This is a genomic window from Priestia sp. LL-8 (genome assembly GCF_036227845.1).
In the GTDB taxonomy this organism is placed as follows: domain Bacteria; phylum Bacillota; class Bacilli; order Bacillales; family Bacillaceae_H; genus Priestia; species Priestia zanthoxyli.
In genome coordinates this window covers 3,556,617-3,580,737 of sequence record NZ_JAZAQH010000001.1, presented here as the reverse complement: position 1 = coordinate 3,580,737, position 24,121 = coordinate 3,556,617, and the positions used below count along the sequence as shown (strand labels likewise).

The 24,121-nt window shown below is 35.9% G+C and carries 24 protein-coding genes and 2 pseudogenes; 18 read left to right on the top strand and 8 right to left on the bottom strand.

Annotation, left to right across the window (positions count from 1 at the left end; all coding sequences use genetic code 11):
- Nucleotides 1-27 precede the first annotated feature (27 nt).
- The 6 genes from U9R83_RS18700 to U9R83_RS18675 all read left to right on the top strand — a co-directional run bounded on the left by U9R83_RS18700 (nt 28) and on the right by U9R83_RS18675 (nt 5,036).
- Nucleotides 28-189 (top strand): CotD family spore coat protein, encoded by a 162-nt coding sequence (locus tag U9R83_RS18700; protein ID WP_328575377.1) that lies wholly within the window; start codon nt 28-30, stop codon nt 187-189.
- 201 nt (nt 190-390) lie between these two features.
- Nucleotides 391-498: a YjcZ family sporulation protein gene (locus U9R83_RS18695; protein ID WP_016766356.1), complete on the top strand. Its 108-nt coding sequence runs from the start codon at nt 391-393 to the stop codon at nt 496-498.
- Between the two features lie 290 nt (nt 499-788).
- The gene (locus U9R83_RS18690) at nt 789-941 is read left to right on the top strand and encodes a YjcZ family sporulation protein (RefSeq protein ID WP_013058439.1); all 153 of its coding nucleotides are present in this window, start codon (nt 789-791) and stop codon (nt 939-941) included.
- A 191-nt stretch (nt 942-1,132) separates the two neighbouring features.
- On the top strand, nt 1,133-1,549 hold the full coding sequence (locus U9R83_RS18685; protein ID WP_243549788.1) for a helix-turn-helix domain-containing protein: 417 nt from the start codon (nt 1,133-1,135) through the stop codon (nt 1,547-1,549).
- A 1,402-nt stretch (nt 1,550-2,951) separates the two neighbouring features.
- Nucleotides 2,952-4,310 carry an SLC45 family MFS transporter gene (locus U9R83_RS18680; RefSeq protein ID WP_014458806.1) on the top strand — a complete coding sequence of 453 codons (1,359 nt, stop codon included), beginning with the start codon at nt 2,952-2,954 and terminating at the stop codon, nt 4,308-4,310.
- Nucleotides 4,311-4,478: 168 nt separating this feature from the next.
- Nucleotides 4,479-5,036 carry a sugar O-acetyltransferase gene (locus tag U9R83_RS18675; protein ID WP_243549786.1) on the top strand — a complete coding sequence of 186 codons (558 nt, stop codon included), beginning with the start codon at nt 4,479-4,481 and terminating at the stop codon, nt 5,034-5,036.
- A 306-nt stretch (nt 5,037-5,342) separates the two neighbouring features.
- Here the strand turns inward: U9R83_RS18675 and U9R83_RS18670 are convergent, their stop codons facing one another.
- On the bottom strand, nt 5,343-5,891 hold the full coding sequence (locus tag U9R83_RS18670) for a TetR/AcrR family transcriptional regulator (RefSeq protein ID WP_014458808.1): 549 nt from the start codon (nt 5,889-5,891) through the stop codon (nt 5,343-5,345).
- A gap of 216 nt (nt 5,892-6,107) precedes the next feature.
- On the opposite strand from U9R83_RS18670, the gene U9R83_RS18665 reads away from it, so the two are divergent.
- Both U9R83_RS18665 and U9R83_RS18660 read left to right on the top strand, forming a co-directional pair.
- The gene (locus U9R83_RS18665; protein ID WP_115654651.1) at nt 6,108-6,971 is read left to right on the top strand and encodes an aldo/keto reductase; all 864 of its coding nucleotides are present in this window, start codon (nt 6,108-6,110) and stop codon (nt 6,969-6,971) included.
- Nucleotides 6,972-7,035: 64 nt separating this feature from the next.
- Nucleotides 7,036-7,446, top strand: a complete 411-nt coding sequence (locus tag U9R83_RS18660) for a cupin domain-containing protein (protein WP_042992438.1) — start codon at nt 7,036-7,038, stop codon at nt 7,444-7,446.
- A 113-nt stretch (nt 7,447-7,559) separates the two neighbouring features.
- Here U9R83_RS18660 and U9R83_RS18655 read toward each other — a convergent pair whose 3' ends face one another.
- From U9R83_RS18655 to U9R83_RS18645, 3 genes and pseudogenes are all read right to left on the bottom strand, one after another.
- Entirely contained in the window at nt 7,560-8,267 is a 708-nt protein-coding gene (locus U9R83_RS18655; protein WP_116740277.1) for an SDR family oxidoreductase, read from the bottom strand.
- 131 nt (nt 8,268-8,398) lie between these two features.
- Complete coding sequence (locus U9R83_RS18650; RefSeq protein WP_014458812.1) at nt 8,399-9,568, bottom strand: MFS transporter; 1,170 nt, start codon at nt 9,566-9,568, stop codon at nt 8,399-8,401.
- Between the two features lie 81 nt (nt 9,569-9,649).
- Nucleotides 9,650-10,165: pseudogene (locus U9R83_RS18645) on the bottom strand (cyclophilin-like fold protein).
- Nucleotides 10,166-10,343: 178 nt separating this feature from the next.
- Between U9R83_RS18645 and U9R83_RS18640 the strand changes: the two are divergent.
- The 6 genes from U9R83_RS18640 (at nt 10,344) to U9R83_RS18615 (ending at nt 14,745) form a co-directional block, all read left to right on the top strand.
- Complete coding sequence (locus U9R83_RS18640) at nt 10,344-11,246, top strand: LysR family transcriptional regulator (protein WP_243549784.1); 903 nt, start codon at nt 10,344-10,346, stop codon at nt 11,244-11,246.
- A 630-nt stretch (nt 11,247-11,876) separates the two neighbouring features.
- Nucleotides 11,877-12,032, top strand: coding sequence for a hypothetical protein (locus U9R83_RS18635; protein ID WP_014458815.1), 156 nt, complete (start codon nt 11,877-11,879; stop codon nt 12,030-12,032).
- Nucleotides 12,033-12,314: 282 nt separating this feature from the next.
- Nucleotides 12,315-12,644, top strand: a complete 330-nt coding sequence (locus tag U9R83_RS18630) for a PadR family transcriptional regulator (protein ID WP_014458816.1) — start codon at nt 12,315-12,317, stop codon at nt 12,642-12,644.
- Nucleotides 12,631-13,194 carry an HAAS signaling domain-containing protein gene (locus U9R83_RS18625; RefSeq protein ID WP_209367501.1) on the top strand — a complete coding sequence of 188 codons (564 nt, stop codon included), beginning with the start codon at nt 12,631-12,633 and terminating at the stop codon, nt 13,192-13,194. The genes U9R83_RS18630 and U9R83_RS18625 overlap by 14 nt, the downstream gene beginning before the upstream one ends.
- Entirely contained in the window at nt 13,184-14,047 is an 864-nt protein-coding gene (locus U9R83_RS18620) for a DUF4097 family beta strand repeat-containing protein (protein ID WP_328575376.1), read from the top strand. The genes U9R83_RS18625 and U9R83_RS18620 overlap by 11 nt, the downstream gene beginning before the upstream one ends.
- Before the next feature lie 311 nt (nt 14,048-14,358).
- Entirely contained in the window at nt 14,359-14,745 is a 387-nt protein-coding gene (locus tag U9R83_RS18615) for a hypothetical protein (protein ID WP_328575375.1), read from the top strand.
- A 131-nt stretch (nt 14,746-14,876) separates the two neighbouring features.
- Here the strand turns inward: U9R83_RS18615 and U9R83_RS18610 are convergent, their stop codons facing one another.
- Complete coding sequence (locus tag U9R83_RS18610) at nt 14,877-15,989, bottom strand: type II asparaginase (protein ID WP_328575374.1); 1,113 nt, start codon at nt 15,987-15,989, stop codon at nt 14,877-14,879.
- 604 nt (nt 15,990-16,593) lie between these two features.
- On the opposite strand from U9R83_RS18610, the gene murQ reads away from it, so the two are divergent.
- From murQ to U9R83_RS18595, 3 genes and pseudogenes are all read left to right on the top strand, one after another.
- Nucleotides 16,594-17,484: an N-acetylmuramic acid 6-phosphate etherase gene (gene murQ / locus U9R83_RS18605; RefSeq protein WP_328575373.1), complete on the top strand. Its 891-nt coding sequence runs from the start codon at nt 16,594-16,596 to the stop codon at nt 17,482-17,484.
- A 32-nt stretch (nt 17,485-17,516) separates the two neighbouring features.
- Nucleotides 17,517-18,923: pseudogene (locus U9R83_RS18600) on the top strand (PTS transporter subunit EIIC); the annotation flags it as partial.
- A 78-nt stretch (nt 18,924-19,001) separates the two neighbouring features.
- Nucleotides 19,002-19,484, top strand: coding sequence for a PTS sugar transporter subunit IIA (locus U9R83_RS18595; RefSeq protein WP_243550272.1), 483 nt, complete (start codon nt 19,002-19,004; stop codon nt 19,482-19,484).
- 108 nt (nt 19,485-19,592) lie between these two features.
- Here the strand turns inward: U9R83_RS18595 and bioC are convergent, their stop codons facing one another.
- From bioC to bioF, 3 genes are read right to left on the bottom strand one after another with little or no spacing between them, the layout of a single operon-like run.
- Nucleotides 19,593-20,417 carry a malonyl-ACP O-methyltransferase BioC gene (gene bioC / locus U9R83_RS18590; RefSeq protein WP_328575372.1) on the bottom strand — a complete coding sequence of 275 codons (825 nt, stop codon included), beginning with the start codon at nt 20,415-20,417 and terminating at the stop codon, nt 19,593-19,595.
- A complete protein-coding gene (locus U9R83_RS18585; protein ID WP_028414877.1) occupies nt 20,410-21,156 on the bottom strand; it encodes an alpha/beta fold hydrolase in 747 nt (248 codons plus the stop codon). The genes bioC and U9R83_RS18585 overlap by 8 nt, the downstream gene beginning before the upstream one ends.
- Complete coding sequence (bioF, locus tag U9R83_RS18580; RefSeq protein WP_328575371.1) at nt 21,153-22,331, bottom strand: 8-amino-7-oxononanoate synthase; 1,179 nt, start codon at nt 22,329-22,331, stop codon at nt 21,153-21,155. Before bioF ends, U9R83_RS18585 begins: the two co-directional genes overlap by 4 nt.
- 854 nt (nt 22,332-23,185) lie before the next feature.
- On the opposite strand from bioF, the gene U9R83_RS18575 reads away from it, so the two are divergent.
- Nucleotides 23,186-24,106, top strand: coding sequence for a CPBP family intramembrane glutamic endopeptidase (locus U9R83_RS18575; RefSeq protein ID WP_328575370.1), 921 nt, complete (start codon nt 23,186-23,188; stop codon nt 24,104-24,106).
- Nucleotides 24,107-24,121 lie beyond the last annotated feature (15 nt).

Genomic DNA, 24,121 nt, shown 5'->3' with positions numbered 1-24,121 from the left:
ATTTCTTAGTCTCATACTGGTCAAAATGTGTTTGTACCAGTGGTGCATCCGAGTCATACCACAAATATTTATCAAAAAAATTATAAATATATGCACTCATTCTCGCATACAGAATCCGTTGTATGCCAGGAAACGCACCAACATTTTTGTGCTCCAAGCTGTCCTCCTAGACCTCGTCCTTGGTGCTGATAGCCAAAAAAGCTCCTTCATTTTAACAATGAAGGGTTTTTACTATGTGAAATTTAGGATGTTATTTAGCTATCGTTAAACAAAGTAGCCTATTTTTGACCAAAATCCAATCGATATGAGCTATGTCTACATATAATACCTTAACCCATGTATATTTAAAGTTTTTTCCTTTAGTTAAATACCACGAAAAGAGGTGTTTGTATGTCTAGTTATGGTGGAGCTGGTTCTGGTTTTGCTTTATTAGTTGTCCTGTTTATTCTTCTTGTCATTATTGGATGCAGCTGTTATGGCCGCGGATTTGGCTATTAATAACAATAAAAAAGTCTTTCTCTAATGTGAGAAAGACTTTTTTATTCTAGGTTGTGGGGGGGACTCTTATACGCAATAGAACTGATTGGGCGGAATTCAAACAATCTATTGCAGAGAGAGTAAAACTCATATATGGGTGGGATCTGAGGATGCTTCATTGTATGTAAAATAAACTAAAAGGTTATTATTTTTTTATTTATAGTGATATAAAACGTAGTCTATCCACTTCGTGGAGCAAATTTCATTTTTCATCATATGCTAAATGTATGAACGAGAAGGAGGTGAAGTTTATGTTCTTTGGCGGTTATGGCGGAGGTTGTGGCTATGGTTATGGCGGCGGCTGCGGTTACGGCGGCGGCAGTGGTTTTGCTTTAATTATCGTGCTGTTTATCTTATTAATCATTATCGGCTGTGCTTGTTGGGGAGGATTTGGCGGCTGCTAATTATTAGCCTGCCTTTATCTCTAACTTAAAAAAGTTAGCTTTATGCTAGCTTTTTTTATTTGTTAAATTTGTACATTTCTAGTGATTATGCCTTATGTCTGCTGTGTTAACCAATGGTTTACAGCTTGTTACTAAGCGTTTATGGAATTTTTTACATATTTATTGTAAGCTAAGCCTTAGAGGTGATGAGAGTGAATTTAGGGGAACAGCTGCAGAAGTTAAGAGAAGAGAAAAAGATGTCCAGGGAAGAATTAGCTGGGGAAATGAATGTATCTAGACAAGCCGTCTATAAGTGGGAAAATAATAAAGGGTATCCTGATATTGAGAACCTTATTAAGTTAAGTGAGCTTTATAATGTGACGTTGGATGAATTGATTAAAGAGGATCAATCATTTCAAAGCAAAATAGCAATTGATCGAAAAAAAAGTGAGGATTTTTCAGATCCTGGTTTTGTGGTTGGAATCATTCTTGTATTCGTAGGATTATTTTTAGATTTAGGTAAATTTTCAGCCGGGGTTACCATACTAGGTTTTCTAACGATGTTTTTTTATGAGGATTTAATGAAAACGTTTTGGAGTATAAAAAGGGATTTTAAGGAAGGAAGGTAAGTGGACAGGCTTTAAGAAATCTTAAAGCCTGTTTTTTTACTTGTAGTCATAAAAACATTAACATTGGTTATTATTTTCTTTTAGAGGGTTTATTAAATATGAGTAATATAGATAAAGATGTTAGTAGTAAGAAAATGAACGGTTTTCCACAAAATTTCGTAGTCTAATTCACAGTTTCGTCTGTAAACGAATGGTTTACGGGCAATTAACATACGTTTTCAACTCTATGATTTTTTGTATGATTTAGGTTTTTATGTTAAGTTATGGGTATCCTTCAATTGTTTTAGAAAGGAGTGAATTTATATCTTAAAAACAGTAGTTGCTTCAATCATTGCGGGTGTTTTATTTAGCTTATGTGCAAAAGTAATGATGCATACAAGATGGTCAAAGTATTTTCTAAAAGCAAATGAAGCTACTCATAGGCCAATAAACTTTGTCCTTCAGGGAGCTTTGTTTGCGATTATCATGTTTATTATGCTTTTAATTGTAAAACCTTTTACATAAGAAAATAGTGTTATAGCTAAAGGGATCAATTCTTAAACATTCCTATTGGTTACCAACATTCTTGCCTGGGAAATGGGGCGATGTTGTTTTCTCTACTGAACCAGATATATACGGATATTAACAGTTTTTAGAAAGGAGTATTGGATGTTAGTTAAAGCACTAATTACAGCAATTATTGGAGGCGTTCTGTTTCCTTTGTTCTTCAAGCTATTTACCCGAAAATCCTTAAATAAAAAAACTACTAGCCCTGTCATTCAAGGATTTTTCTTCGCTGTTATCTTCTTTATGATCCTTATCGTTACAAAAACTTTCAGCTAAAGTCATACCGCAGATAATCTTTGTTCTATTATAGATTGCTGAGAAAGGAGATTAAGTGAATTAAGTACACTCAAACCCAAGGAATACATATATTCTTTGGGTTTTTTATAAGATTTTAAGAATATAGCCTTCTTTCACTTAGAGACATTAAAACGATAATAATGAGCATGTACGCATAGTGTCACAAGATTTAATGGTCTTTAAATATCTAAAAATAAATTTGTGCAAACGATTGCATTAAATTATTAGTTTAGTATATAATGTTCAAATAAAAGTATTCTAATGTTTTTAATAATTAGATTTTATGAAACTTTTAAGAAGGTATAAGCGATAGTCAGCAGCTTACGGATGAGCAGATAGTGAAAATTCTTACATACTCAAACAGCATTTTTAGACAGGACTATTAGTTATGCCGTATTCCTGAAGTAATCTAGCAAAATAGAAAACAGTCAGCCAAAGACATTAGCATTTACAATATTTATCGTTATTTTGAAAACGTTAACAACAAACACATGTTGTAATACTTTAAAATCAGACCATTTATCTTTTGCGGCTGTTAATTAGATCATAGGAGGCAGTTATGTTAGGAGAAAAAATCGTTGAAACCAGTGAAAAAAGCGTTCAGCCAAACTTACCTTATCTACCCATCAGTACCATATGGTTAATTAGTTTTGGGTTTTTGGGTGTACAAATGGCATTCTCATTGCAGAGTTCAAATATGGGACGCATATTTCAAACAATCGGTGCTGATCCAACTACATTAGGCTTTTTCTTTATTTTACCGCCGTTGGCCGGTTTAGTGGTTCAGCCCTTAGTTGGTTATTTTTCGGATCGTACCTGGATGCCAAGGCTTGGCCGTCGTATCCCCTATCTACTGATTGGCGCAATTGTAGCCGTAATTGTTATGTGTTTGCTGCCAAACGCCGGCAGTTTTGGTTTTAGTGCGGTGGCTGCTATGACTTTTGGCGCCATCACTATTTTGTTTATGGACGTATCATCAAATGTAGCCATGCAGCCATTTAAGATGATGGTTGGAGACATGGTCAATGAAGAGCAAAAAGGTTTTGCTTATTCTATTCAAAGTTTTCTATCGAACAGCGGTGCTGTGCTAGCTTGTATTTTCCCTTTTGTGTTAACGGTATTAGGTGTGTCAAATAGTGCACCAAAAGGAGTAGTACCGCAATCAGTTGTTATTTCATTTTATGTTGGAGCCATTGTATTAATTATTTGTAGTTTATTTACAATACTTAAAGTGAAAGAATATTCGCCTGCAGAATTTGCAGCATACCATGGTATTACGGATGAAGCTACAAAAGAAAATGTAAACGTTTTTAAACTGCTTCGCAACGCTCCAAAGGTTTTTTGGACGGTCACACTTGTTCAATTTTTCTGCTGGATGGGCTTTCAATATTTATGGACATACGGTACAGGCGCAGTCGCTGAAAACGTTTGGTATACGACCCAGCCGTCTAGCTCAGGTTATCAAGCAGCGGGCAACTGGTTTGGCATTTTATCAGCTGTACAATCGATTGCGGCAGTCATTTGGTCACTGGTTTTATCCCGCGTAGCCAACAACAAACGTAAGCCAGCATATGCCTTTAGTTTACTGTTAGGTGGTATTGGTTTTGGATCTGTCTTTTTTATTCACAATCAATGGACGCTGATTGCTTCATTTATTTTAATTGGCATCGCTTGGGCTGCTATGATGACGTTTCCGTTTACGATGCTTACCAATGCCTTGTCAGGAAAGAATATGGGAACATATCTAGGATTATTTAATGGCAGTATTTGTTTACCGCAAATTATAGCTTCTTGCTTGAGTTTTGCTTTGTTCCCAGCAATCGGATCGTCTATGACAGGGATGATTTTAATTTCAGGTATTTTACTTGTTACGGGAGCTGTGTCTGTTTCAATTATTAAGGAAACATACTCAAAGTAATCAGCAGCTGTGCGCGTGGTAAAAGAGTAACGTGATTTCTTACGTTTCTTGTCTTCAAACTGTTGACTCAAACCTATAAAAATCTTATTTTTAAGTCTATTATCATGATAAAATGTAAACGAATTCAATCTAGTGAAAAATGTAAGAACAAGAATGGAGAGCAGATAAATGAAAACTGAAAAAGAAAAAATGGTGGATGGCGAGCTGTATTTTCCAGCAGACCAAGAATTAGTAAAGGACCGGGAAGATGCAAGAAGGCTCGTTCGTTCCTTTAACGGTACAGATGAGACGGATTATGAAAAGCGTACAGAGTTACTAAAAAAACTATTCGGTTCAACTGGAGAACGTATCTACCTTGAATCCAACTTTCGATGTGACTATGGATACAACATTCATGTAGGAGAAAATTTTTATGCGAACTTTGACTGCACACTTTTAGATGGAGGACGAATTACGATAGGGAAGAACTGTATGATGGCTCCAGGCGTACATATTTATACGAATACTCATCCTGTGGATGCAGAACAGCGAATTACAGAAGTTGAATATACCAAGCCTGTCACAATTGGAGACAATGTATGGATTGGAGGACAGGCTGTCATCAATCCAGGCGTTACAATTGGACATAATGCTGTAATCGCTTCCGGATCTGTTGTGATAAAAGATGTTCCAGATAATGTAGTAGTGGGAGGGAACCCCGCAAAAATTATAAAAAAGTTGGATTAATTTTTACTAGCTAAACATTGTTTATAAATTAACTAAAAAATAAAGAGTTATTCCCGATAGAAATGAATCTTTCTGTAAAAATCAATATCTGTTTTTTAAAAAACAAAATGTTCGAGCAGCACTAAACCTATGGATACTCAGCAGGTTTAGTGCTGTTCTTTTATGTTGAGATGATCTCTTCATCTGACTGCAAGTCATAGCATCTCTAACTCAGCTTGCTAAAAATATCTTATAATAAGGATGTTTTCTACCATTTTTACACTGCGCGGGAATTTTCATTTATGTGTACGTGTAAAACGGGTTAAATTATTCTAAATTCCGATCTAACAATATGCCAGTTTGCTCGGCTATTACATCGGTTGGAACGTGCATCCCGTTTTTAAACCACCATTCTACGGTCCCTACAACGGCTGAGGCAAAGAATTGAATAACAACCTCTTTACGCAACCCTTTGTTTTCTCCTTCAGTTGTATCAACTTCAGGACCATACTCTTGGATGACTAAATCGAGAAAACGGCTGCGGAAATAATGAGCGCCTTTACTTTCTAACATGGTTGAAAAGAAGAGGTGATGGGTCTCAAAATATTCAAACCAAACATAATTTCCTTCTTGAAACGTCATATCAGCAGCCGAATGGCATAGTTCTTCGAGATTGTTCATATGCTCTTCAATCATCTTATCTAATAAATCATATTTATCCATATAGTGAAGATAAATAGTTCCACGGTTAACGTTTGCTTTGTCAGCAATATCTTGAATAGTAATGTCATCAAAACGTTTTTGGGTCATTAATTCAGTTACTGCGTTTTTTATAGCCTCTTGGCTTTTGAGTATTCTTCTATCCACTTTCGCCATTTTAAAAACCTCACTTTTTTTAAAAGATATTCAACAATACCTCTTCATTTGTTGAGTAATCAACGAATCGCCTTCAATTAACGATTGAAAGGATCTTATTTGTTTTTATAATTATAGACAGATGTTGATTAATCAATCAATATTGATTTATTTTTAACAAGCAGATAGATACTTTTAAAGTATAAAAAAATAAACAATTCAAAGGAGATAAAAAACATGTTTAATGAAACGTATAAATTATCAAACGGTGTAGAAATTCCGCTATTAGGCCTGGGTACTTGGCTGCTTGATGATGAACAGGCAGCGCAGGCAGTGCGTGATGCGGTATCTAGCGGGTATCGTCATATTGATACGGCACAAGCTTATATGAATGAAGCTGGTATAGGCGAAGGAATCCGTTCATGCGGTGTTGCAAGAGAAGAACTTTTTATTACAACAAAGGTTGCTGCAGAAGCAAAGACTTATAAGGAAGTTACGGAGTCCATTGATGAGTCTTTAACAAAGATGGGGCTAGATTACATTGATCTTCTAATTATCCACAGTCCACAGCCTTGGACGGAGTTTAGAGAAGAGAATCGCTACTTTGAAGAAAACAAAGAGGCATGGAAAGCAATGGAGGATGCTTATAAAGCAGGGAAGGTAAAGGCAATCGGTCTTTCTAACTTCCTTCAGGATGATATAGAGAATATTCTTTCAAGCTGTGAAATCAAGCCTATGGTCAATCAAATATTGGCACATGTGAGCAATACGCCTTTAGAATTAATTGAGTTCTGTCAGAAGAATGGCATCTTGGTAGAAGCATATTCACCAATTGCACACGGTGCAGTTCTTGGTAATGAAGAAGTGAAGGTAATAGCTGATAAATACGGAGTGTCTGTTGCTCAGCTTTGCTTGCGCTATGATATTCAGCTTGGTCTTGCAGTCATTCCTAAAACTGCAAACCCAAATCATATGAAAAACAACGCAGAGCTTGATTTTGTGATCAGCGATGCAGATATGGAAATTTTGAAAAATGTCGAACCTATTCAGGATTATGGTGAGCACAGCTACTTCCCGGTATTTGGTGGGAAGTTGAAGTAAACATGTAATAGCAATGAATGAACCAAGAGGTACAACTATGAATGATATGATTGGAGGAATCAAAATGGCAAAACATGAAGAAGTAAAAAATGGCGTTATTTTCCCAGTAGGTGAAAAGAATGAAGCGTATGCACAATTTTTTGTTGGACAAAGTTATCTCCAAACCTTAATCGCAGATCCTAAAGTGAACGTTGGAGTTGGAAATGTAACCTTTGAACCTGGATGCCGCAATAACTGGCATATTCATCGTGATGGATTTCAGCTTCTATTAGTAACAGGGGGCGAAGGTTGGTACCAAGAAGAAGGAAAACCTGCACAATTCTTAAAAGCTGGAGATGTTATTGTTACGCATGATGGTGTAAAACATTGGCATGGTGCTGCAAAAGACAGCTGGTTTGAACACATTGCCATCACTGCCGGTACGCCGGAATGGTTAGAGCCAGTAACGGATGAGGAATATAACAACATAAAATAATTAGATTGTATATATCCTAGAAGCAAAAACCCTACTGATTATTCCTAATAATCAGTAGGGTTTTTATTATAAATTCAAGATGTCATAGGGAATAGCCTTAACGCTATAAAAGTTCACCAATTGATTTGTTTTCCATCTTTAAAAAAGCCTCCGGAAGGTCCTTCAGGTCCAATCGTTGTCAACCAAAGGATAGAACTAGCAGCTTGCTGTGGCGTTCTTGGAGCCGATGGTCCACCCATATCTGAGCTTACCCATCCCGGATCGACCGCGTTAATTTTGATATCTTTGGTCCTTTCTGCAGCTATTAACTGCGTTAAGCCATTTAAAATGAGCTTAGATAACTTATAAGCGCCTACTCCTGGAGATGACATTTCACTCATGGCTCCATATTCGGAGGAAACATTAATAATTCTTCCGTAGGCTTGCTGTTCCATAAGGGGCATAAAGGAACGGATTACATGGTAGGCACCAAAGAAATTCGTTTCTAGCGTTTTCTCTAGAACAGAAGGATCCATATCTACTAACTTTTGATTTTTATCTAAATATATGCCCGCGTTATTAATTAGCACATCCAATCTTCCATATTGCTCACTTACTTTAGCCGCAGCTTGACCGATACTTGTTTGATTGTTTATATCCATTGTCAAAAATGAAACATCAAGATGAGAGTCTTTAAGTTTTTGCACGGCTTTATGTCCGGTTTCTGAATTTCGGCTCGTCAAAATGACCTTAAAACCTTTCATCGCCAATTGTCTCACTAGTTCATATCCAATACCCCGATTTCCGCCGGTGACAAGTGCCACTTTAGTGTGGTTTTCCATTTAAAGTCCTCCATTTTTTATATATTAATGCTGTAAGCATTGATTAGAACAGATTTCTGCTTTTCATAGATGTAATAAAAGAAAACAAAGGGATCCTACTAGGGATCCCGAAAGAAAGTTGCGTTGATGTCTTATTTTGAAAGTTGCCTTACAGGACGTTGCATGTAGCTTCTTGGTAAAATGAATAGTACACTCAATACCAATGACAAGATCCCCACTAGTACAACATATTGTGTACCCATTCCTGATATAAATAGTCCACCCACAGCTGTACCAATCGTTGTTCCTAAGTTAACGGATGCTAAAAATAGTCCATTTGCGAAATCAGGAGCTTCTGGAGCTGCTGAGGAAATCCAATATTGATTAATATTCGTTCCTATACCAGCAAATATTCCCCAAACTAAAGTCATGATAGCCATAGGCCAAGTAAACTGTCCGATGAAGAATAAAATGGTGTAAACGACTCCCAATGCGAAAGGGAAAACGACTACAGTTTTAATGGCATTTTTCGTAAGTAACTTCCCTGCGATAATATTTCCGAGAATATTTGCCCCACCGAATAGAATCAACATGAAGCTAATTAATTGTCCAGAGATGTTCGTAACGCTTTTAAGATACTCAGCAAGATAACTGTAAACCCCAAATACTGCTGAATTCAGTAAAAGAACGGCAATAATAGAAAGCCAAGTAATAGGTTTTTTTAATACGCTTAGCTGTGCTCCGTATGAAAGTCTTTCTGTAACAGGCATAGAAGGGAAGAATGCCCACGTAGCAATAAATACAATAGCATTAATAACAGCAAAAAACGTCATTGATAGTTGAAACGAAACTGTGCTTGCAAGAAAACTTGCGATTGGTACACCAAGTACCATGCCTGCAGATACGCCAATAAAGACTTTGGAAACAGCTTTTGGAGCGTCTTCTTTGCTAACGGAGTTCGCTGCCATTGTAAAAGCTGCTGAAAAATAAATTGGATGAAAGATAGCTGGAATCACACGTGCAATGATGGCAATAGCAAAGTTAGAAGTAAAGATAGAAATAATGTTACCTAAAACGAAAATACCAAGTACAAGTAACATTGCCTTCTTACGATTGACTCCTGAAAATAATAATGGCATCGTTGGACCGGATATTGACACAGTAAGCGCAAAGAGACTAACCAGCCACCCTGCCTTTGATACACTGATATGAAAGTGGTCAGCAATGTAGGGCAGTATCCCTATAACCCCCATTTCGGTATTGATAATACCGAAAGCTCCTAGGGTTAAGACAAATATAAGTAACTTATTTTGTTTAGACATAAAATAAAGATCCCTCTTTCTAAAAAATGTTGAGTTCTAGTTGCTGTAAAGTGGGGTGGTTAAAGGTGTATTGTAATGTTTTCACTTAGTCACTTTTTCAATTCTAACTGTAAAAGTACCGTCAACATTTTCAAAATTTTCCTTTCCTGATTCAATTTGACCTAGTATGATAAGGTCGTTTGTAGCATCCTCAAAATCTTTGTGAAAAATAGCTACATTTCCCCAAGGAGCGTAATAAGCAAAGTCTCCTTTTTTTGATTGATTTCCGGCTTGTACATCATCTATAGATAATTTTTTTGTAAAATACTAATTTTTCTCTTTACCTATATAATCTTCAAACGTTACTGTCAAAGGCAGTTGAGCTAGAAAATCCTTACTTATTGGGTTATCGTGCATCCTAACAAGCACTTCTTTGTTGTCGAATGTTAATTTTATTTTTGCATTTGAAATATTATCTTCTTTTGATTGTTCTGGTTCCCGGTTTAAGTTGTCATTTGCATTATGATCTCTGTCGGTTGCAGATGAATTATTGTTGCCACAAGCGGCGAGGGCAAGGCTTATTGCTAAGATAGAAGTGAGACACAACAGCTTTCTCATTTTAAGCTCCTTTCCACTTTGAATAAGTAAAGGTGTTGCTTTTGTGATATAACCTTCTGTGTTATTCATTCTAACGTCTTCTTTTTAATATAAAAAATACTTATATCTTATATCATGATATGTTTGATAAGCATTTCTGGAGTGTATATACTAAAGCTTATGAAAGGAGGAGGGGGATATGGAAATTCGAGTTTTGCGGTATTTTCTTACGGTTGCAAGAGAAGGAAACATCACGAGAGCCGCTAATGTTTTGCATGTGACACAGCCAACTTTGTCTAGACAATTAAAAGACCTTGAACAAGAGTTGGACAAAAAATTATTTATTCGCAGCAGTCACAGTATCATTTTGACAGATGAAGGAATGCTTCTGCGAAACAGGGCAGAGGAAATTGTTAATATGGTCGATAAATTAGAGGCGGAATTTAGTTTGATGGAAGAAACAATAGGTGGTGATGTCTATATAGGAGGAGGAGAAACAGAAGCAATGAAGCACATTGCACGAGTAGCAAAAGATGTACAGCTACGTTATCCAAATATACGATATCACCTCTACAGCGGAAATGAAGAAGATATAACGGCACGGCTTGACAAGGGATTGCTTGATTTCGGTATTTTAATTCAGCCAGCCGATATTTCAAAATATAATTATCTTAATATGCCTGCCAAAGATGTTTGGGGCGTTGTGATGAGAAAAGACAGCCCTCTTGCCCTCAAAGAAAGCATTCAAGCTGCAGATTTATTAAACGTTCCACTGATTTGTTCACGACAGGCCATGAAACAGACGTTTTCAAAAAATGAATTTGCGGATTGGTTTGGCGAAGATTTTCATAAATTAAACATCGTCACTACATACAATCTTGCATATAATGCGGCCATTATGGTTGAAGAAGGCGTTGGATATGCAATAACACTTGATAAAATAGTCAATACGTCTACTAATAGCAATCTTTGTTTCAGGCCGTTGCAGCCAAGGCTTGAATCAGGTTTAAATATTGTGTGGAAAAAGCATCATGTTCTTTCGGCCGCAGCTGATGCCTTTTTAAAAGAGCTGCAGGAGGAATTTGCACACACTTTAAACTGACAGAACATCGGTCTAGCACAAATAAATGGAGTAAAACAGCTCCCAGGTAATTTATAACCGACTAGAACATTTTAATGAAAGTTAACGTTGAAAACCGAGGGTAGTAAAAAGGTAGCTGATTAATTAGATACAATTAAATTTGCATTATCGCTAACAAAAAAAGACTTCATAGCTAGTGAAGTCTTTTTTGTTAGGAATTAGCCTTTTATTAAAGGTAAAATTAGATATAGATCTTTATTGCTATACTCAAGCTTCATCTTTAGTTGGAAGATTAAATTTCTGGGTTAAACAAGAGTATTCATTTAGTGTAGATTATATGGCTGAATAAATGGTTGAATATATTAAGCTTTTTGTAGCATTCTACTTAAAACAGTCATGAAATTGGCTGGTTTTTATTGTTAAAAAATGTGAAATAGCAGTTGCTTTATTCTTGAACTTATTACAAAAAATCAAATGAAATTGATCCATTTCTATCAATTGTGGCGGAAACTGTTAAATTTTATCTTAAAAAGTGATATTCTTACAGAAATTCAATCAGTATGCTTTCAAAGCTATTTGTGGATTTAATTTTTACAGTATAAAAAATATTGAGAGCCATGATTGTACTCTTAAACTAAGGATGAGCAATTTATGAACAAACTTGTAATACCAGCTATACTCGTTATATTCGCTTTGTGGATCTTATTACAATTAGCTTTAGATGGGAATATCTTTAAAAACCCGCTAAATTATTTTATCTTAATTACGGTTTTCTTTTTATTTATCAAACAGGCAAAAGAAAAATAGCTTGGCATGATCGCTGCTGAGTAGTCTATAGTTATAGGCTGCTTTTTCTTTTGGCCGCGTTAAAAATAATTCCATCTATAAGCTAATTAGAAAAAGGAGGTTGAACCTTGCTTTATAAAAAATACCTTACAACTATAAAAATGGTTAAAATTCAAAGAAATATTAAACAGTACCTTGCAATAAACAATAGCTGATGATATATTGTAATTATTAGGAAATCATTGTAAGTCAGTACTATACAATAAACAGTAGTGGACTTTAAAAAGAAAAGGGTGAAGAACAGTGAACGTGCAATTTAAAAAAGGAGTTTTAGAGCTTTGCGTCCTTGTATTACTTGATAAGAAAGACCGCTATGGATATGAATTAGTTCAAAAAATCTCTGATCAAATTGAAATATCAGAGGGGTCCGTATATCCTCTTCTCCGCCGATTAACGAAAGAAGAATACTTCACAACGTACTTAAAAGAATCTACAGAAGGTCCTTCAAGGAAATACTATCAGCTTACAGATAAAGGAAGAGATTATTTATACGAACTTGTCGATGAGTGGAACGAGTTTTCAAGAGGTGTTAATCAATTAATTAAAGAAGGTGTGAACAATGTCGAAGAGTAATTTTTTACAGCAATTAAACGAATCCTTAAAACCATTATCCTCAAAAGAACGAGCAGATATTTTACAAGATTATGAAGAACATTTTTCCATTGGTTTAGAAGAAGGAAAAACAGAAGAAGAAATTGTAGCGTCGCTAGGCTCCCCGAATCAAATAGCCAAAGAATTGCTGGCAGATTATCATGTTGAGCAAGCAACAGCTAAGGCAACAACTCAAAATATTTTAAGAGCCACTTGGGCCGTAATTGGTTTAGCTTTTTTTAATGTAGTTATTGTGCTTGGGCCCGCCGTTACATTAGCTGGCTTCATTTTGTCAGCTTGGGCAATAGGTCTATGTTTCTTGCTATCTCCTATTCTAGTTCTTGGTGAAGCTATTGTGCATTCAAGCGGATTTTTTCTCTTTAATTTTTTTATGTCGTTAGCATTTTGCGGACTTGGATATTTCATTATGCTAGGTATGTTCGTTGTAACGAAGCTAGCTATAAAAGGCTTTGTACGTTATCTGAAATACAATGTATCATTGGTGAAAGGCGGTTTAAAACGTGTTGAATAAAAAGAAACTCTCCGTTCTTGCAGGCATTCTCATTCTTATTGGGGTCATAGGAAGTCTCCTTACTTATCGTGCTATTGATCCTGAACCTATTTCAAAAGAAAAAACGATCAACAGTAATCAAGTATCCAAAGTAAACATCGATACGGATAATACTCGTGTTCATGTGTATCCTATCAAAGGTGATAATATCAAAGTAACCTTAAAAGGAGAAACATCTCCTAATATAAAAAGAGACTTCACTACTGACGTTAAAAATTCAACGCTTTTCATCTCCTATAATGAACAGCAGCGCAGCTGGGTCAATTTTGACATTGTTAGTGTATTAAAACCGCTATCTATCAACGTTTATCTGCCTGAAAAACAGTATAATTCATTGGGGATTTCCAGCAACAACGGATATGTGTCTGTTAAAAAATTACGCGCAGCAGATGTTTCTGTTCGTGCAAACAATGGACGTGTGGAATTAGGGGACGTTGACTCAGAAAGCCTGAATACAAACGTACACAATGGACTCACAAGCATAAAAAATGCTACGGCAAAAACAGTTGGAGTAAAAGGAAATAATGGGAAAATAACGCTGAGTAACGTGCAAGGTAGTTTAAAAGGCGAAACGCATAACGGAAGTATCGCTCTCGAAACAGAAGAACTTGATCGAGATATTGACTTTAAAACGAACAATGGAAAGATTAAAATTACAACGGAAAAAGAACCAAGTAACGTTCAATTTAACGTTTCTGTCGACAATGGGAAAGTTGATATTCTGAATAAATATGATAGTAACACTGTTATTGGAAAAGGAAAGAATATTATTAAACTAGCTACCCACAACGGCAATATTTCAGTAGTAAAGTAACTATTTGTTATATGGCATAAGCTCACCTACAAAAAGGTAGGTACAGAGCTAGCCTCAGATAATTAAAGGGGTTTCACTCATTGAACGTTAATGAGTGGAACCTTTTTAAATTTAGTATATGGTGAAGTAAAGTAATAGTGGCAGCTAAAAATGAGCCGTATACAAATCTCTCTTGGTTCTTGTAATTTGAGCATGGAAGGTCTAAAAAAAATATATCTTCTTTTATCTTTTCTTCAAAAAAGGAATATTTGTTTAAATAAAACGATACTATTTTCTGATACAACCTATTCCTGCGAAAGGAGCAAAAGTAAATGAAACGAAATGTTGTGTATGGCTTATTACTAACAGTGTCTTTAGTATTTGCGATTTTTTTAATTGTTGATTGGCGCCAGTACGAAAATGGGCTAGAACACGCTATTAAACCTGCTGATAAAAGCTATGAGAACAGCGAAAACTATATTTCTGACAAACGTATGATAGATGTAATTGTAAAGCTAACGGAAGAAAGTCCTGCAACATTTGGAACAAGATTAAAAAGTGCACAAAGAATAGACGAGAAACGTGTCCATGTGAATACCAATAAGTTGGAGGGAACTATTGAATTAAAAGATATAGAAGGTAAGACCTTGGTATGGCGTGTCCTAGACAACACATCCCATCATTTAATTATAGAAAGCAAGAACTGGGGAAATGAATAAGGGACCTGCTGATGCTTTTTCTTATGAAAACAGGCTGAGACAAAAGTATGCTAGTGGTGTCTCAGCCTGTTTATACTTTTGTTACCGATTGTTCTTAAAGCACCAAAATAGAGGAGGAAAGATATTTTTGATTAATACTCATTAAAATATTCTTGAATCTTTTTAGGGTCCTTTGTTTTCGTTAAAGCAAGCATTAAAAGAATACGGGCTTTTTGTGGATTTAATGAATCGGATGTAACAAACTTATCTTTATCATCTGATTCTTCATGTGTCACAACCCCGCTTCCTACGCGGCTAGATCTAACAATAACTATGCCTTTTTTTACCGCATCTCTAGCACCTGTTAGGGCAGCATCAGATAGCAGTCCATTTCCTGCTCCTGCGACGACTATTCCTTTTGATCCGGCTTTTACGGCCGTGTCATAAAAGTTCCTAGAGTCGTTTTGATACCCATATATGATGTCTACTTGAGGAAGCTTATCTAATTTTGATACATCGAATATTGATTGCGTTGTATGCTTACGAGTTGCTTTATTATAAAATAATACCTGATCTCCAGCTATTTCTCCTGCATATCCCTGTTCAGGAGATTTAAACGTATCAACTGCCGTTGTATGCGTTTTTGTTATATAGCGAGCTGCGCCAATTCGATCGTTAAGCGCTACTAAAACGCCGTTATTTCGTGCTTCTTTTGTAGAAGCAATTTTCACTGCATTATACAAGTTTAGCGGCCCATCTGCACTTATAGCGGTAGCTGGTCTCATTGAACCAACCACAATTACAGGTTTTTCACTTTTTACTACTAAGTTTAGAAAATAAGCCGTTTCCTCCATCGTATCAGATCCGTGTGTCACGACAATCCCGTCAACGTCCTTAGACGCTAATAGTGTATTAATTCGTTTTGCTAACTTTAACAGAATGGTGTTATCTATATTTTGACTTCCGATATTTACAACCTGTTCTCCGCTTACATTCGCTAGTTTTTTTAACTGAGGAACAGCTTTAATGATGGTTTTAATGTCAAGCGCTCCTGATTCATATCCAGTTGTGTCTGTGCTGCTTTCAGAAGAACCTGCAATCGTACCTCCAGTGGCCAAAATCTTTATATTGGGCAATTTTTCTTTCACTGAATTTTTCACAGGCATTTTAGAATCATTTACTGATGCATTGACAAATGATAAAGGTCCCGAAAATAAGGTAACGCTTGATAAAAAGGTGACAATTACTATTCTTTTCAGTTTCATCGTTACTTAGCTCCTTTTACGCAAAAGACATATAACGGTATTATTGGTAAGCTGAATTTAAAATATCCAATCATTTGTCCGCACGAAGAATAAATAGATAAACGCATTATTTTTATGAGATCCTTCTTGCTTTTTCTCTTAATAATTTTCTAATCTTCTCACATAAGTGAACTTGAGAATCTAAAAGCTTTATTTCTTTTATATCTTCTATTTGTTTAGACATGAGTTCGGCTCCTTTATAACCTTTTAAGGAACTAGTCTATTTTAAAAGATGGAAATCCTTTCGCTTTTTTACCCATTTAACATAATGTAGTCTCTATATAGGGATGAAAATAATGATTTTAATAGGAACGTTTGTAAAAAAAATCCTTGCTGCAGCAGGGAAGGAGTCATTATTGATATAAGACATGCTTGATATTTATACGGTGAGAGTTGTCTTATTTACTAAAATTCAGGTATATGATGTTTGTTCAAAGTCACATATTACTATAGTCTTTGAAATTAAATTTTAACATTTTAAAATAATTGTTGAAATTTAATTTCAAAGACGTTATTCTGTACTTGAGAACGATTTCAAACAAAAACAAAGATAGGATGATAAGTAATGCTTGAACATTTAACTACTGAGACTCGTAATGAAAAAACAATGAATCTGGATGAAATGTCCATTTTTGATTTTCTTACAACCATGAATGAAGAAGATGAAAAAGTTGCGAGTGCGATAAAAAAAGAACTTCCTTCTATTGCAAAAGCTGTAGAAGCTATTATAGAAGCTAAGAAACAAGGGGGGCGCCTTATTTATATAGGTGCAGGAACTAGTGGCCGCATCGGTTTGCTTGATGCTGTTGAGTGTCCGCCTACATTTGGTACAAGTCCAGATGAAGTAGTAGGCTTAATTGCCGGCGGAGAAAAAGCCTTTATTGAAGCAGTAGAAGGAGCAGAAGATAGTAAAGAGTTAGGCATGGAAGACTTACAAAACATTCGACTTACTAAGGTAGACATTGTGGTGGGGATTGCAGCAAGCGGTCGTACACCTTATGTCATTGGAGCATTAGAATATGCTAACTCAATTGAAGCTCAAACAATAGCAGTTAGCTGCAATAAAGATTCTGATATTGGAAAAGTAGCAAACATTGCAATTGAAGTAGTAAATGGTCCTGAAGTATTAACAGGTTCTACTCGCTTGAAAGCCGGAACAGCACAAAAATTGGTTTGTAACATGCTTTCGACAGCTTCTATGGTAGGTATCGGAAAAGTGTATGGAAATCTAATGGTAGACGTTCAGCTGACGAATGAAAAGCTCGTAGAACGCGCAAAACGAATTGTGATGGAAGCAACTTCATGCACGTATGATACGGCAGAAGAGTACTTAGCAAAAGCAAATTGTAATTCTAAGCTTGCTATAGTCATGATTTTAACAGGACTTTCATATGAGGAAGCTTTACATCGTTTAGAACAAACACAAGGATTTATCCGTCAAGCAATCGTGAATTAAGTAGCGAAACTATAAGGGAGATGGGAACAACTATGAGCAAACATCATCAAACAGCTAAAGAACTGCTTCAAGCTCTTGGAGGCAGTTCTAATATAGCGAATTATACACACTGTATGACAAGACTCCGAGTCACCCCAGTGAATCATAATAGAATTGATGAAGCGAGTATAAAACAAGTGAAAGGAGTGGTAGGAGTTGTCGATGATGATACGTATCAAATTATTCTAGGACCAGGAGTAGTTACGAAAGTTGCTGAACAATTTGGTATTGTACTTCAAGAAGGTTCTGCAGCTCCTTCACACGAAAAAGCTTCATCTGAAGATTTGACGTCAAAAGGTGCAGATATGAAGTCTGAGCTAAAAAAGAAAAACAATACGCCATTCAAAAATTTTTTACGAAAAGTTGGAAGCATTTTCATACCTTTAATCCCAGCATTCGTAGGCGCAGGTTTAATAGCTGGTGTTGCCTCTATTTTAGCAAATAGCATAACCGCGGGAGATCTTGATAAAGATACTTGGCAACAATACGTTACGATTCTTAATGTGATTAAAAATGCAATCTTCAGCTATTTAGTTATTTATGTAGGTATTAACGCAGCAAAAGAGTTTGGGGCTACTCCGGCCCTAGGTGGGGTTATCGGAGGTATTACTCTTTTAACGGGAGTTACAGAAGAGTTTCCTATTATGAATATCTTTACTAATCAGCCTCTAACTGCTGGGCAAGGCGGGGTAATTGGCGTTTTGATTGCTGTATGGTTACTCTCATTTTTAGAAAAATTCTTACGTCGATTTATTCCCGATGCAATCGATATTATTGTTACACCTACAGTTGCTCTTCTGATTGTTGGATTACTAACGATTTTCTTTATTATGCCTTTTGCAGGTCTAATTTCTAGTAATTTAATTGGAGGCATAGATTGGACACTTGAACGTGGAGGGGTTTTTGCAGGTTTTGTACTAGGAGTGGCATTTTTACCATTGGTGATGCTAGGTCTGCATCAAGTATTAATCCCTATTCATATTGAAATGATTAACACAGCTGGTATGACCATCTTGCTTCCGATTCTTGCCATGTCTGGTGCTGGACAAGTAGGTGCAACTTTAGCACTTTGGATTCGTTGTCGTAAAAATAAATCACTTGTTACCATTATTAAAGGGGCTCTTCCTGTCGGAATATTAGGTATTGGAGAACCACTTATTTACGGAGTTATTCTTCCATTAGGACGCCCATTCATTACGGCTTGTATCGGTGGAGGAATTGGAGGAGCCGTAATTGGAATGTTCGGAAACGTTGGTTCCATCGCTATCGGTCCATCTGGTCTAGCTTTAATTCCATTAATTGCTCACGGTTTATGGCTAAAATATATCATTGGCTTACTTGCAGGATATGCTGGAGGATTCATCTGCACATATTTATTTGGCATACCAAAAGAGGCTATCACAGAAGGCTCTAATAACAAAGAAGTACCTGAAGCGAAGACAAAAACTGAAGTTGCTGCAACAGGTGAGAAAAAAGAAATGAACGATACAACTTTAGAAAGCGCATTCAAACTTCCGTTTGATGGATATATTGTGCCTCTAGAAGGAGTCCCTGATGCCGTTTTTTCTTCAAAGATGATGGGAGACGGTTTTGCCATCGAACCAACTAATAATACTCTTGTTTCTCCTATCAACGGGGAGGTTGTTAGCATCTTTCCTACAAAACATGCCATAGGTCTAAAAACAGATCATGATCTAGAGTTATTAATTCACGTAGGGTTAGAAACAGTGAACTTGAATGGGAAAGGGTTTACATGTCTAATTAAAGAGGGAGAAAAGGTTACACAAGGAACCCCGCTTTTAAAAATAGACCTAAACTACATTAAAGAAAATGCTAAATCACTTGTTACACCAATCATTTTTACAAATTTATCTGAACATAATCAAATACAGTTATTAAAAACAGGGTACAATGAGCAAGGTATAACAAATATTATTGAGCTAGTTTCTAAAAAACAGTAAGTTAATTAAATCTAATTGATTATTTAAGGGTACTTTTCTACATAGAAGAGTACCCTTTTTTACTGGCAGCAATTCATCACTTCTAGAGAGTAACCAGGGCTGGATTGGCTATTGGTTCGTTTTTGTAATATTAAACATTAAGCAATGATAGGTTACTTTTACGCCATTTTCGTCACGATGATTATTTTCATATAAATTGATTAACTCACGAAAAAAGGAAGGGCGCTGACAGTATCTTTCCTCGTTACTGTTACTTGCTCCAATCTTTTTTATTGATGTAAAAAATTCCTGGACCGTCGGAAAGTATTGAATCTCTAGTTTCTCCATTTTTGATAGTTTAAATGGATCCTCTCTCAATGGAACTAATGCTTGTTCACAAATTTGAGACAACTCTTCAAGAGAAAAAAACAATTGGCCAGGTGAACTGTTACTGAAAAGACCAAGCCTTTGTTTCGCATGACTGTAGCATGAATGAAGCTCTTGAAATGTACGATTTCCAAAGGTTGAAAATAGCAGGCTGCCTGTAGGCTTAAGTTGTTTATACAATTTTTTGATTGTCGTATGAAGACTATTAAACCACTGAAATGTTGCATTCGAAATAATAAGGTCGTAATGTCCTTCTATACTTATTTCCTCGATATCTCCGCATATGAAAGAAACTCGATCTTCCGTTACTTTTTTCTTTGCTAACTCCATCATTCCTGATGACAAATCAACTGCTGTAATAGCAGCCTTAGGAAATTTTTCGCATAATAACTGTGTTAAATAACCCGTGCCGCAGCCAATTTCAAGAATAGCTATTTCCTGGTTAAAGAAATTGGTGGAAAGCTGATCTATTAATTGGTTTGCCATGCTTTTTTGTACATCGGCATAAGCATCATAAGTTTTAGCATGATTATTAAATCTTTTCTTTAAAAGTTGCTTATTAATCATAAATGAGCTCCTTTTCGAGAAATTTTTCTATAAGTTGCGTACAGTGCTGAGGCTTTGTAAAAAAAGGAATATGGCCAGCTTTTTCTAAAATACACAGCTGCGCTTTTCCACCAATTCTTTCAGCTATGAAAGAAGAAGACTCAGGCAAACATATTTGATCATCTCTTCCATGGATCAACAAACAAGGAGTTTGAATTTGATTGAGTTGCATTCTAACATCTTTTTGGAGTAAATAATCTAGCCCTGTAAGGAGGGAGTACGTACTGTCTCCTTGATAATCACGCTGAACAACTTCAATAAATTGATGATGAAATTCTTCTTCTTTTTCAGATTTAGTGAACATAGCGTTATAAAATGAAGTAAGGGTTTTTTCTTTATTACGCTGTAGTTGTTTTTTCATACGTTCAACGATGCGTTGCTCCCATCCAAATGTATTATGCATGTCGTTTGTAAAGCGACTAGTTCCGCCAATTAATATGAGTCCTTCTATCTTGTTAGGGTATAAACTTGCAAGTTCAAGCGTTACAAGGGAACCTAATGACCAACCCATTAAATAAACAGTACCTTGAGTAGAAGTAAGCAATTGGATTGCTCGTTCTCTAAAGTCACTTAGTTCTTTTACACCTCTCCAGTCTGTACACAAAACGTTACATATAGTAGACAATGGTTTTATGATCGGATGAAACGCTGCTTTTTCCATTCCCCATCCGGGAAATATTATAATAGTGGCTTGTTTCATTGAATCACACTCATTTCTTTTCCAATTAGAGAAATTCTCTTTATGGCCCAATTTAAATCTTCTCGAGTATGATCGGCTGTTACAGTAAAACGAATTCTTGCTTTATTTTCAGGAACAGTAGGAGGCCTAACTGCAATAGCAGCAATTCCTTCTTTCTGTAAACGCTCTGCAAACTGCATTGTTCTTTTGTTTTCTCCCGTCAAAATTGGAATGATTTGAGATTGACTTTTGCATGCGTTAAATCCTTCGTATGTAAGGGCCTTCCTGAAAAATAGTGCATGTTGTTGAAGAAGTGCGCGACGCCCTGTGTCTTGTTGCACCTTTTCAATTGCAGCCGTTATTGCACCGAGTATAGCAGGGGGAAGAGCAGTTGAATAAATGAGTCCTCGCATTCTATTTTTTAAATAATCTATGAGCCACTGTTTTCCGGTAACATAAGCTCCAAATGACCCTAGCGCTTTACTAAACGTTCCTATTTGAATATCAATTTTATCTTGTAGATCGAGAAAATGCGCATATCCTCCACCATTTCTTCCGTATATACCGCTTGCATGAGCCTCATCAACCATTAGTAGGGCGTTATACTGCTCTTTTAATTTAACAAGCTCCTTGAGCTTGGCGAAATCACCATCCATGCTGAAAACAGTATCTGTTACAATTAACTTCCGTGACTCCAAGGGAACTTTTTTTAATAAATTTTCTAGGTGGTTCATATCGTTATGGCGATAGCGCTGAAGTTTTGCACGGCTCAGTAGGGCCCCATCAATGATACTTGCATGATTTAACTTATCGCTGAAGATGAAGCCATTACGCGGAACCAAGGCTGAGATGATTCCTAGGTTTGCATTATAACCACTATTGATAATAAGTCCTGCCTCAGCTTTCTTCCAATTAACAAGGGATCTTTCTGCTTTCTCGTAAAGAGAGTGATTTCCTACTATTAAGCGTGAAGCTGTTGCTCCTACTCCATAAGTCATCACAGCATCACTCATTGTTTTCTTCAGTCCACTATCTCCTGCATAGCCTAAATAGTTATTAGAGGCAAGGTTTAACATTTTACGTCCATTGACTGTAAGCCATGGTTGTTCAGCAAATTCTGTAGTAACAAGGTGCCGTTTTTGAAAAATTTCATCTAAATAGGCAAGTTCTCTCTTAATATCTTCTTCCCAATACAATACACTCTCACCACCGACAATAAAATTAGTTAACTTTAATTTTTAAATGGTTAACATATATATCTAATCACTCCTTTAGAAGAGTGTCAAGATGAGATAGGTTATAAAAACTCTTGAATAAAAGAAGCAAACTCCTAACGGTAGGGAGTTTGCTTTTTTTGTTCTTTAAATATTCCTGTTTAATAACAAACGTCTTTTCCAACATGTTTTGGATTTATTTACACGCATCATATTAATCTAGCAATTTTATTAGTCTTACTGAGCACTTCATATTGATTATCCTCTTTTTCTTAGTTATAATGTAATTGTTACATTTGTAATAATAATGTAATATATTTGTAACTTAAATGCATTTTTGCGATGTTAGATAGAATGGTAGCTAATTTTAAAAAATGAAAAGCTGTTTATGGATAAGCCCTTAGCGGTTGTGGTAGCAGCCGTGAGGGGAAAACTTTAGATAAAAAGGTGAGGACGATGTTGAAAAAAATATTTATTTTAGTTGTTCTAGGATATATATTCTTGAGTAGCAAGTATTTTCTTCAAAATTATGTGTATGCGGGCACGTATGAGCAGGATATAAAGGTTAACGATGACTTGGTGTCGAGTCTTCTTTTAGAAAAAGCTGTTTTTTAACGGCTTTTAAGACGCTAAATTTTATATAGAGAGGTAATGGGTAGAGTTGTAATGTCTTCATATTGTCAGTCTCTTTCCTTATCTTCAAAGGTAAAAAGCAGGCGGTAGTTAAAATGATGGCAGGACTTCGGGTCCTAATAGATTTTTACATTGCCTAGACAACAACGAAGTAGAGAAGAACGATGTAATTGAGAAGAGAAGGCTGAGGGAGTAAGAATGAAATGAAAAACTATTTAAATGTGGAAGAAGGAAAAAATAGCTGGAAGCGTTATGTAAGTACAACAATCCTTGCTTCTGTGTTTATGCTGTTAGGATCAATTATTTATATTATTGCTGAAATGATAATGGTTTCAGCTGATGAAAGTGGAAAATCATACTTTGATTTTGATAGTGGGGTAGCTGTAGGAATCAATGCTAATCTTGATTTTCTGTTGTCTCATATTATGTACATATGCTGGATTTTTGGTTTATGGATCGGGATTCGTTTTATTCACAAACGAAAAATGAAATCATTAATCACTGCTAACAAACGTGTGAATTGGAAGAAAGTAATATGGTCTTTTGGAGCTTTTAGTCTGTTACTAATCGTTTCACAATTAATTGATGTCGTGTTTAACCACTCGGATTATTCATGGAATCATGTAAGTTTAAAAGAGTATGCCCTGTTAGTACTGATTACGCTTTTGTTAGTACCTATTCAAACAACAACGGAGGAGCTGTTTTTTAGAGGACTTCTTCTTCAATGGGTGAGTAAGAAAGTGAAGCGTCCAATTTTACTTGCTATTATTGTTGGGCTAATGTTTTCAATAGGTCATTTTGCTAATCCTGAAATGAATAAATCCATTATATTGGTGGGACTAGATTATATTGTAGCTGGTTTTGCTCTTACATATATCGCGATTAAAACAAAAAGCTTAGAAATTACCATTGGCGCACACGCAGCCAACAACATGTTTCTCGCTCTGTTCCTTACAACGGACGATTCTGTTTTCGGATCTATACCGAGTTTGTTTAAGGTAGCTAACACTGAGCCAGGAGCTAATCTTATTTGGTCGATTGTTATGTTTAGTGTTTTTTATATCTTATGTAGAGGGAAGATAAAAAAGGAAGAAGCAGCTGACAAAGATCAGCTTATTGCTTAAATTGGCAGAACCAAT

Coding starts and splice junctions, on each gene's coding strand:
- U9R83_RS18655 (WP_116740277.1), bottom strand. CDS start 8,267: ATGGAAAACCACACTAAAGTGGCACTTGTCACCGGCGGAAATCGGGGT.
- U9R83_RS18690 (WP_013058439.1), top strand. CDS start 789: ATGTTCTTTGGCGGTTATGGCGGAGGTTGTGGCTATGGTTATGGCGGC.
- U9R83_RS18585 (WP_028414877.1), bottom strand. CDS start 21,156: ATGAAACAAGCCACTATTATAATATTTCCCGGATGGGGAATGGAAAAA.
- murQ (WP_328575373.1), top strand. CDS start 16,594: ATGCTTGAACATTTAACTACTGAGACTCGTAATGAAAAAACAATGAAT.
- U9R83_RS18610 (WP_328575374.1), bottom strand. CDS start 15,989: ATGAAACTGAAAAGAATAGTAATTGTCACCTTTTTATCAAGCGTTACC.
- U9R83_RS18650 (WP_014458812.1), bottom strand. CDS start 9,568: ATGTCTAAACAAAATAAGTTACTTATATTTGTCTTAACCCTAGGAGCT.
- U9R83_RS18575 (WP_328575370.1), top strand. CDS start 23,186: ATGAAAAACTATTTAAATGTGGAAGAAGGAAAAAATAGCTGGAAGCGT.
- U9R83_RS18660 (WP_042992438.1), top strand. CDS start 7,036: ATGGCAAAACATGAAGAAGTAAAAAATGGCGTTATTTTCCCAGTAGGT.
- bioC (WP_328575372.1), bottom strand. CDS start 20,417: ATGATTAATAAGCAACTTTTAAAGAAAAGATTTAATAATCATGCTAAA.
- U9R83_RS18680 (WP_014458806.1), top strand. CDS start 2,952: ATGTTAGGAGAAAAAATCGTTGAAACCAGTGAAAAAAGCGTTCAGCCA.
- U9R83_RS18675 (WP_243549786.1), top strand. CDS start 4,479: ATGAAAACTGAAAAAGAAAAAATGGTGGATGGCGAGCTGTATTTTCCA.
- U9R83_RS18640 (WP_243549784.1), top strand. CDS start 10,344: ATGGAAATTCGAGTTTTGCGGTATTTTCTTACGGTTGCAAGAGAAGGA.
- U9R83_RS18615 (WP_328575375.1), top strand. CDS start 14,359: ATGAAACGAAATGTTGTGTATGGCTTATTACTAACAGTGTCTTTAGTA.
- U9R83_RS18695 (WP_016766356.1), top strand. CDS start 391: ATGTCTAGTTATGGTGGAGCTGGTTCTGGTTTTGCTTTATTAGTTGTC.
- U9R83_RS18635 (WP_014458815.1), top strand. CDS start 11,877: ATGAACAAACTTGTAATACCAGCTATACTCGTTATATTCGCTTTGTGG.
- U9R83_RS18670 (WP_014458808.1), bottom strand. CDS start 5,891: ATGGCGAAAGTGGATAGAAGAATACTCAAAAGCCAAGAGGCTATAAAA.
- U9R83_RS18665 (WP_115654651.1), top strand. CDS start 6,108: ATGTTTAATGAAACGTATAAATTATCAAACGGTGTAGAAATTCCGCTA.
- U9R83_RS18595 (WP_243550272.1), top strand. CDS start 19,002: ATGAACGATACAACTTTAGAAAGCGCATTCAAACTTCCGTTTGATGGA.
- U9R83_RS18625 (WP_209367501.1), top strand. CDS start 12,631: ATGTCGAAGAGTAATTTTTTACAGCAATTAAACGAATCCTTAAAACCA.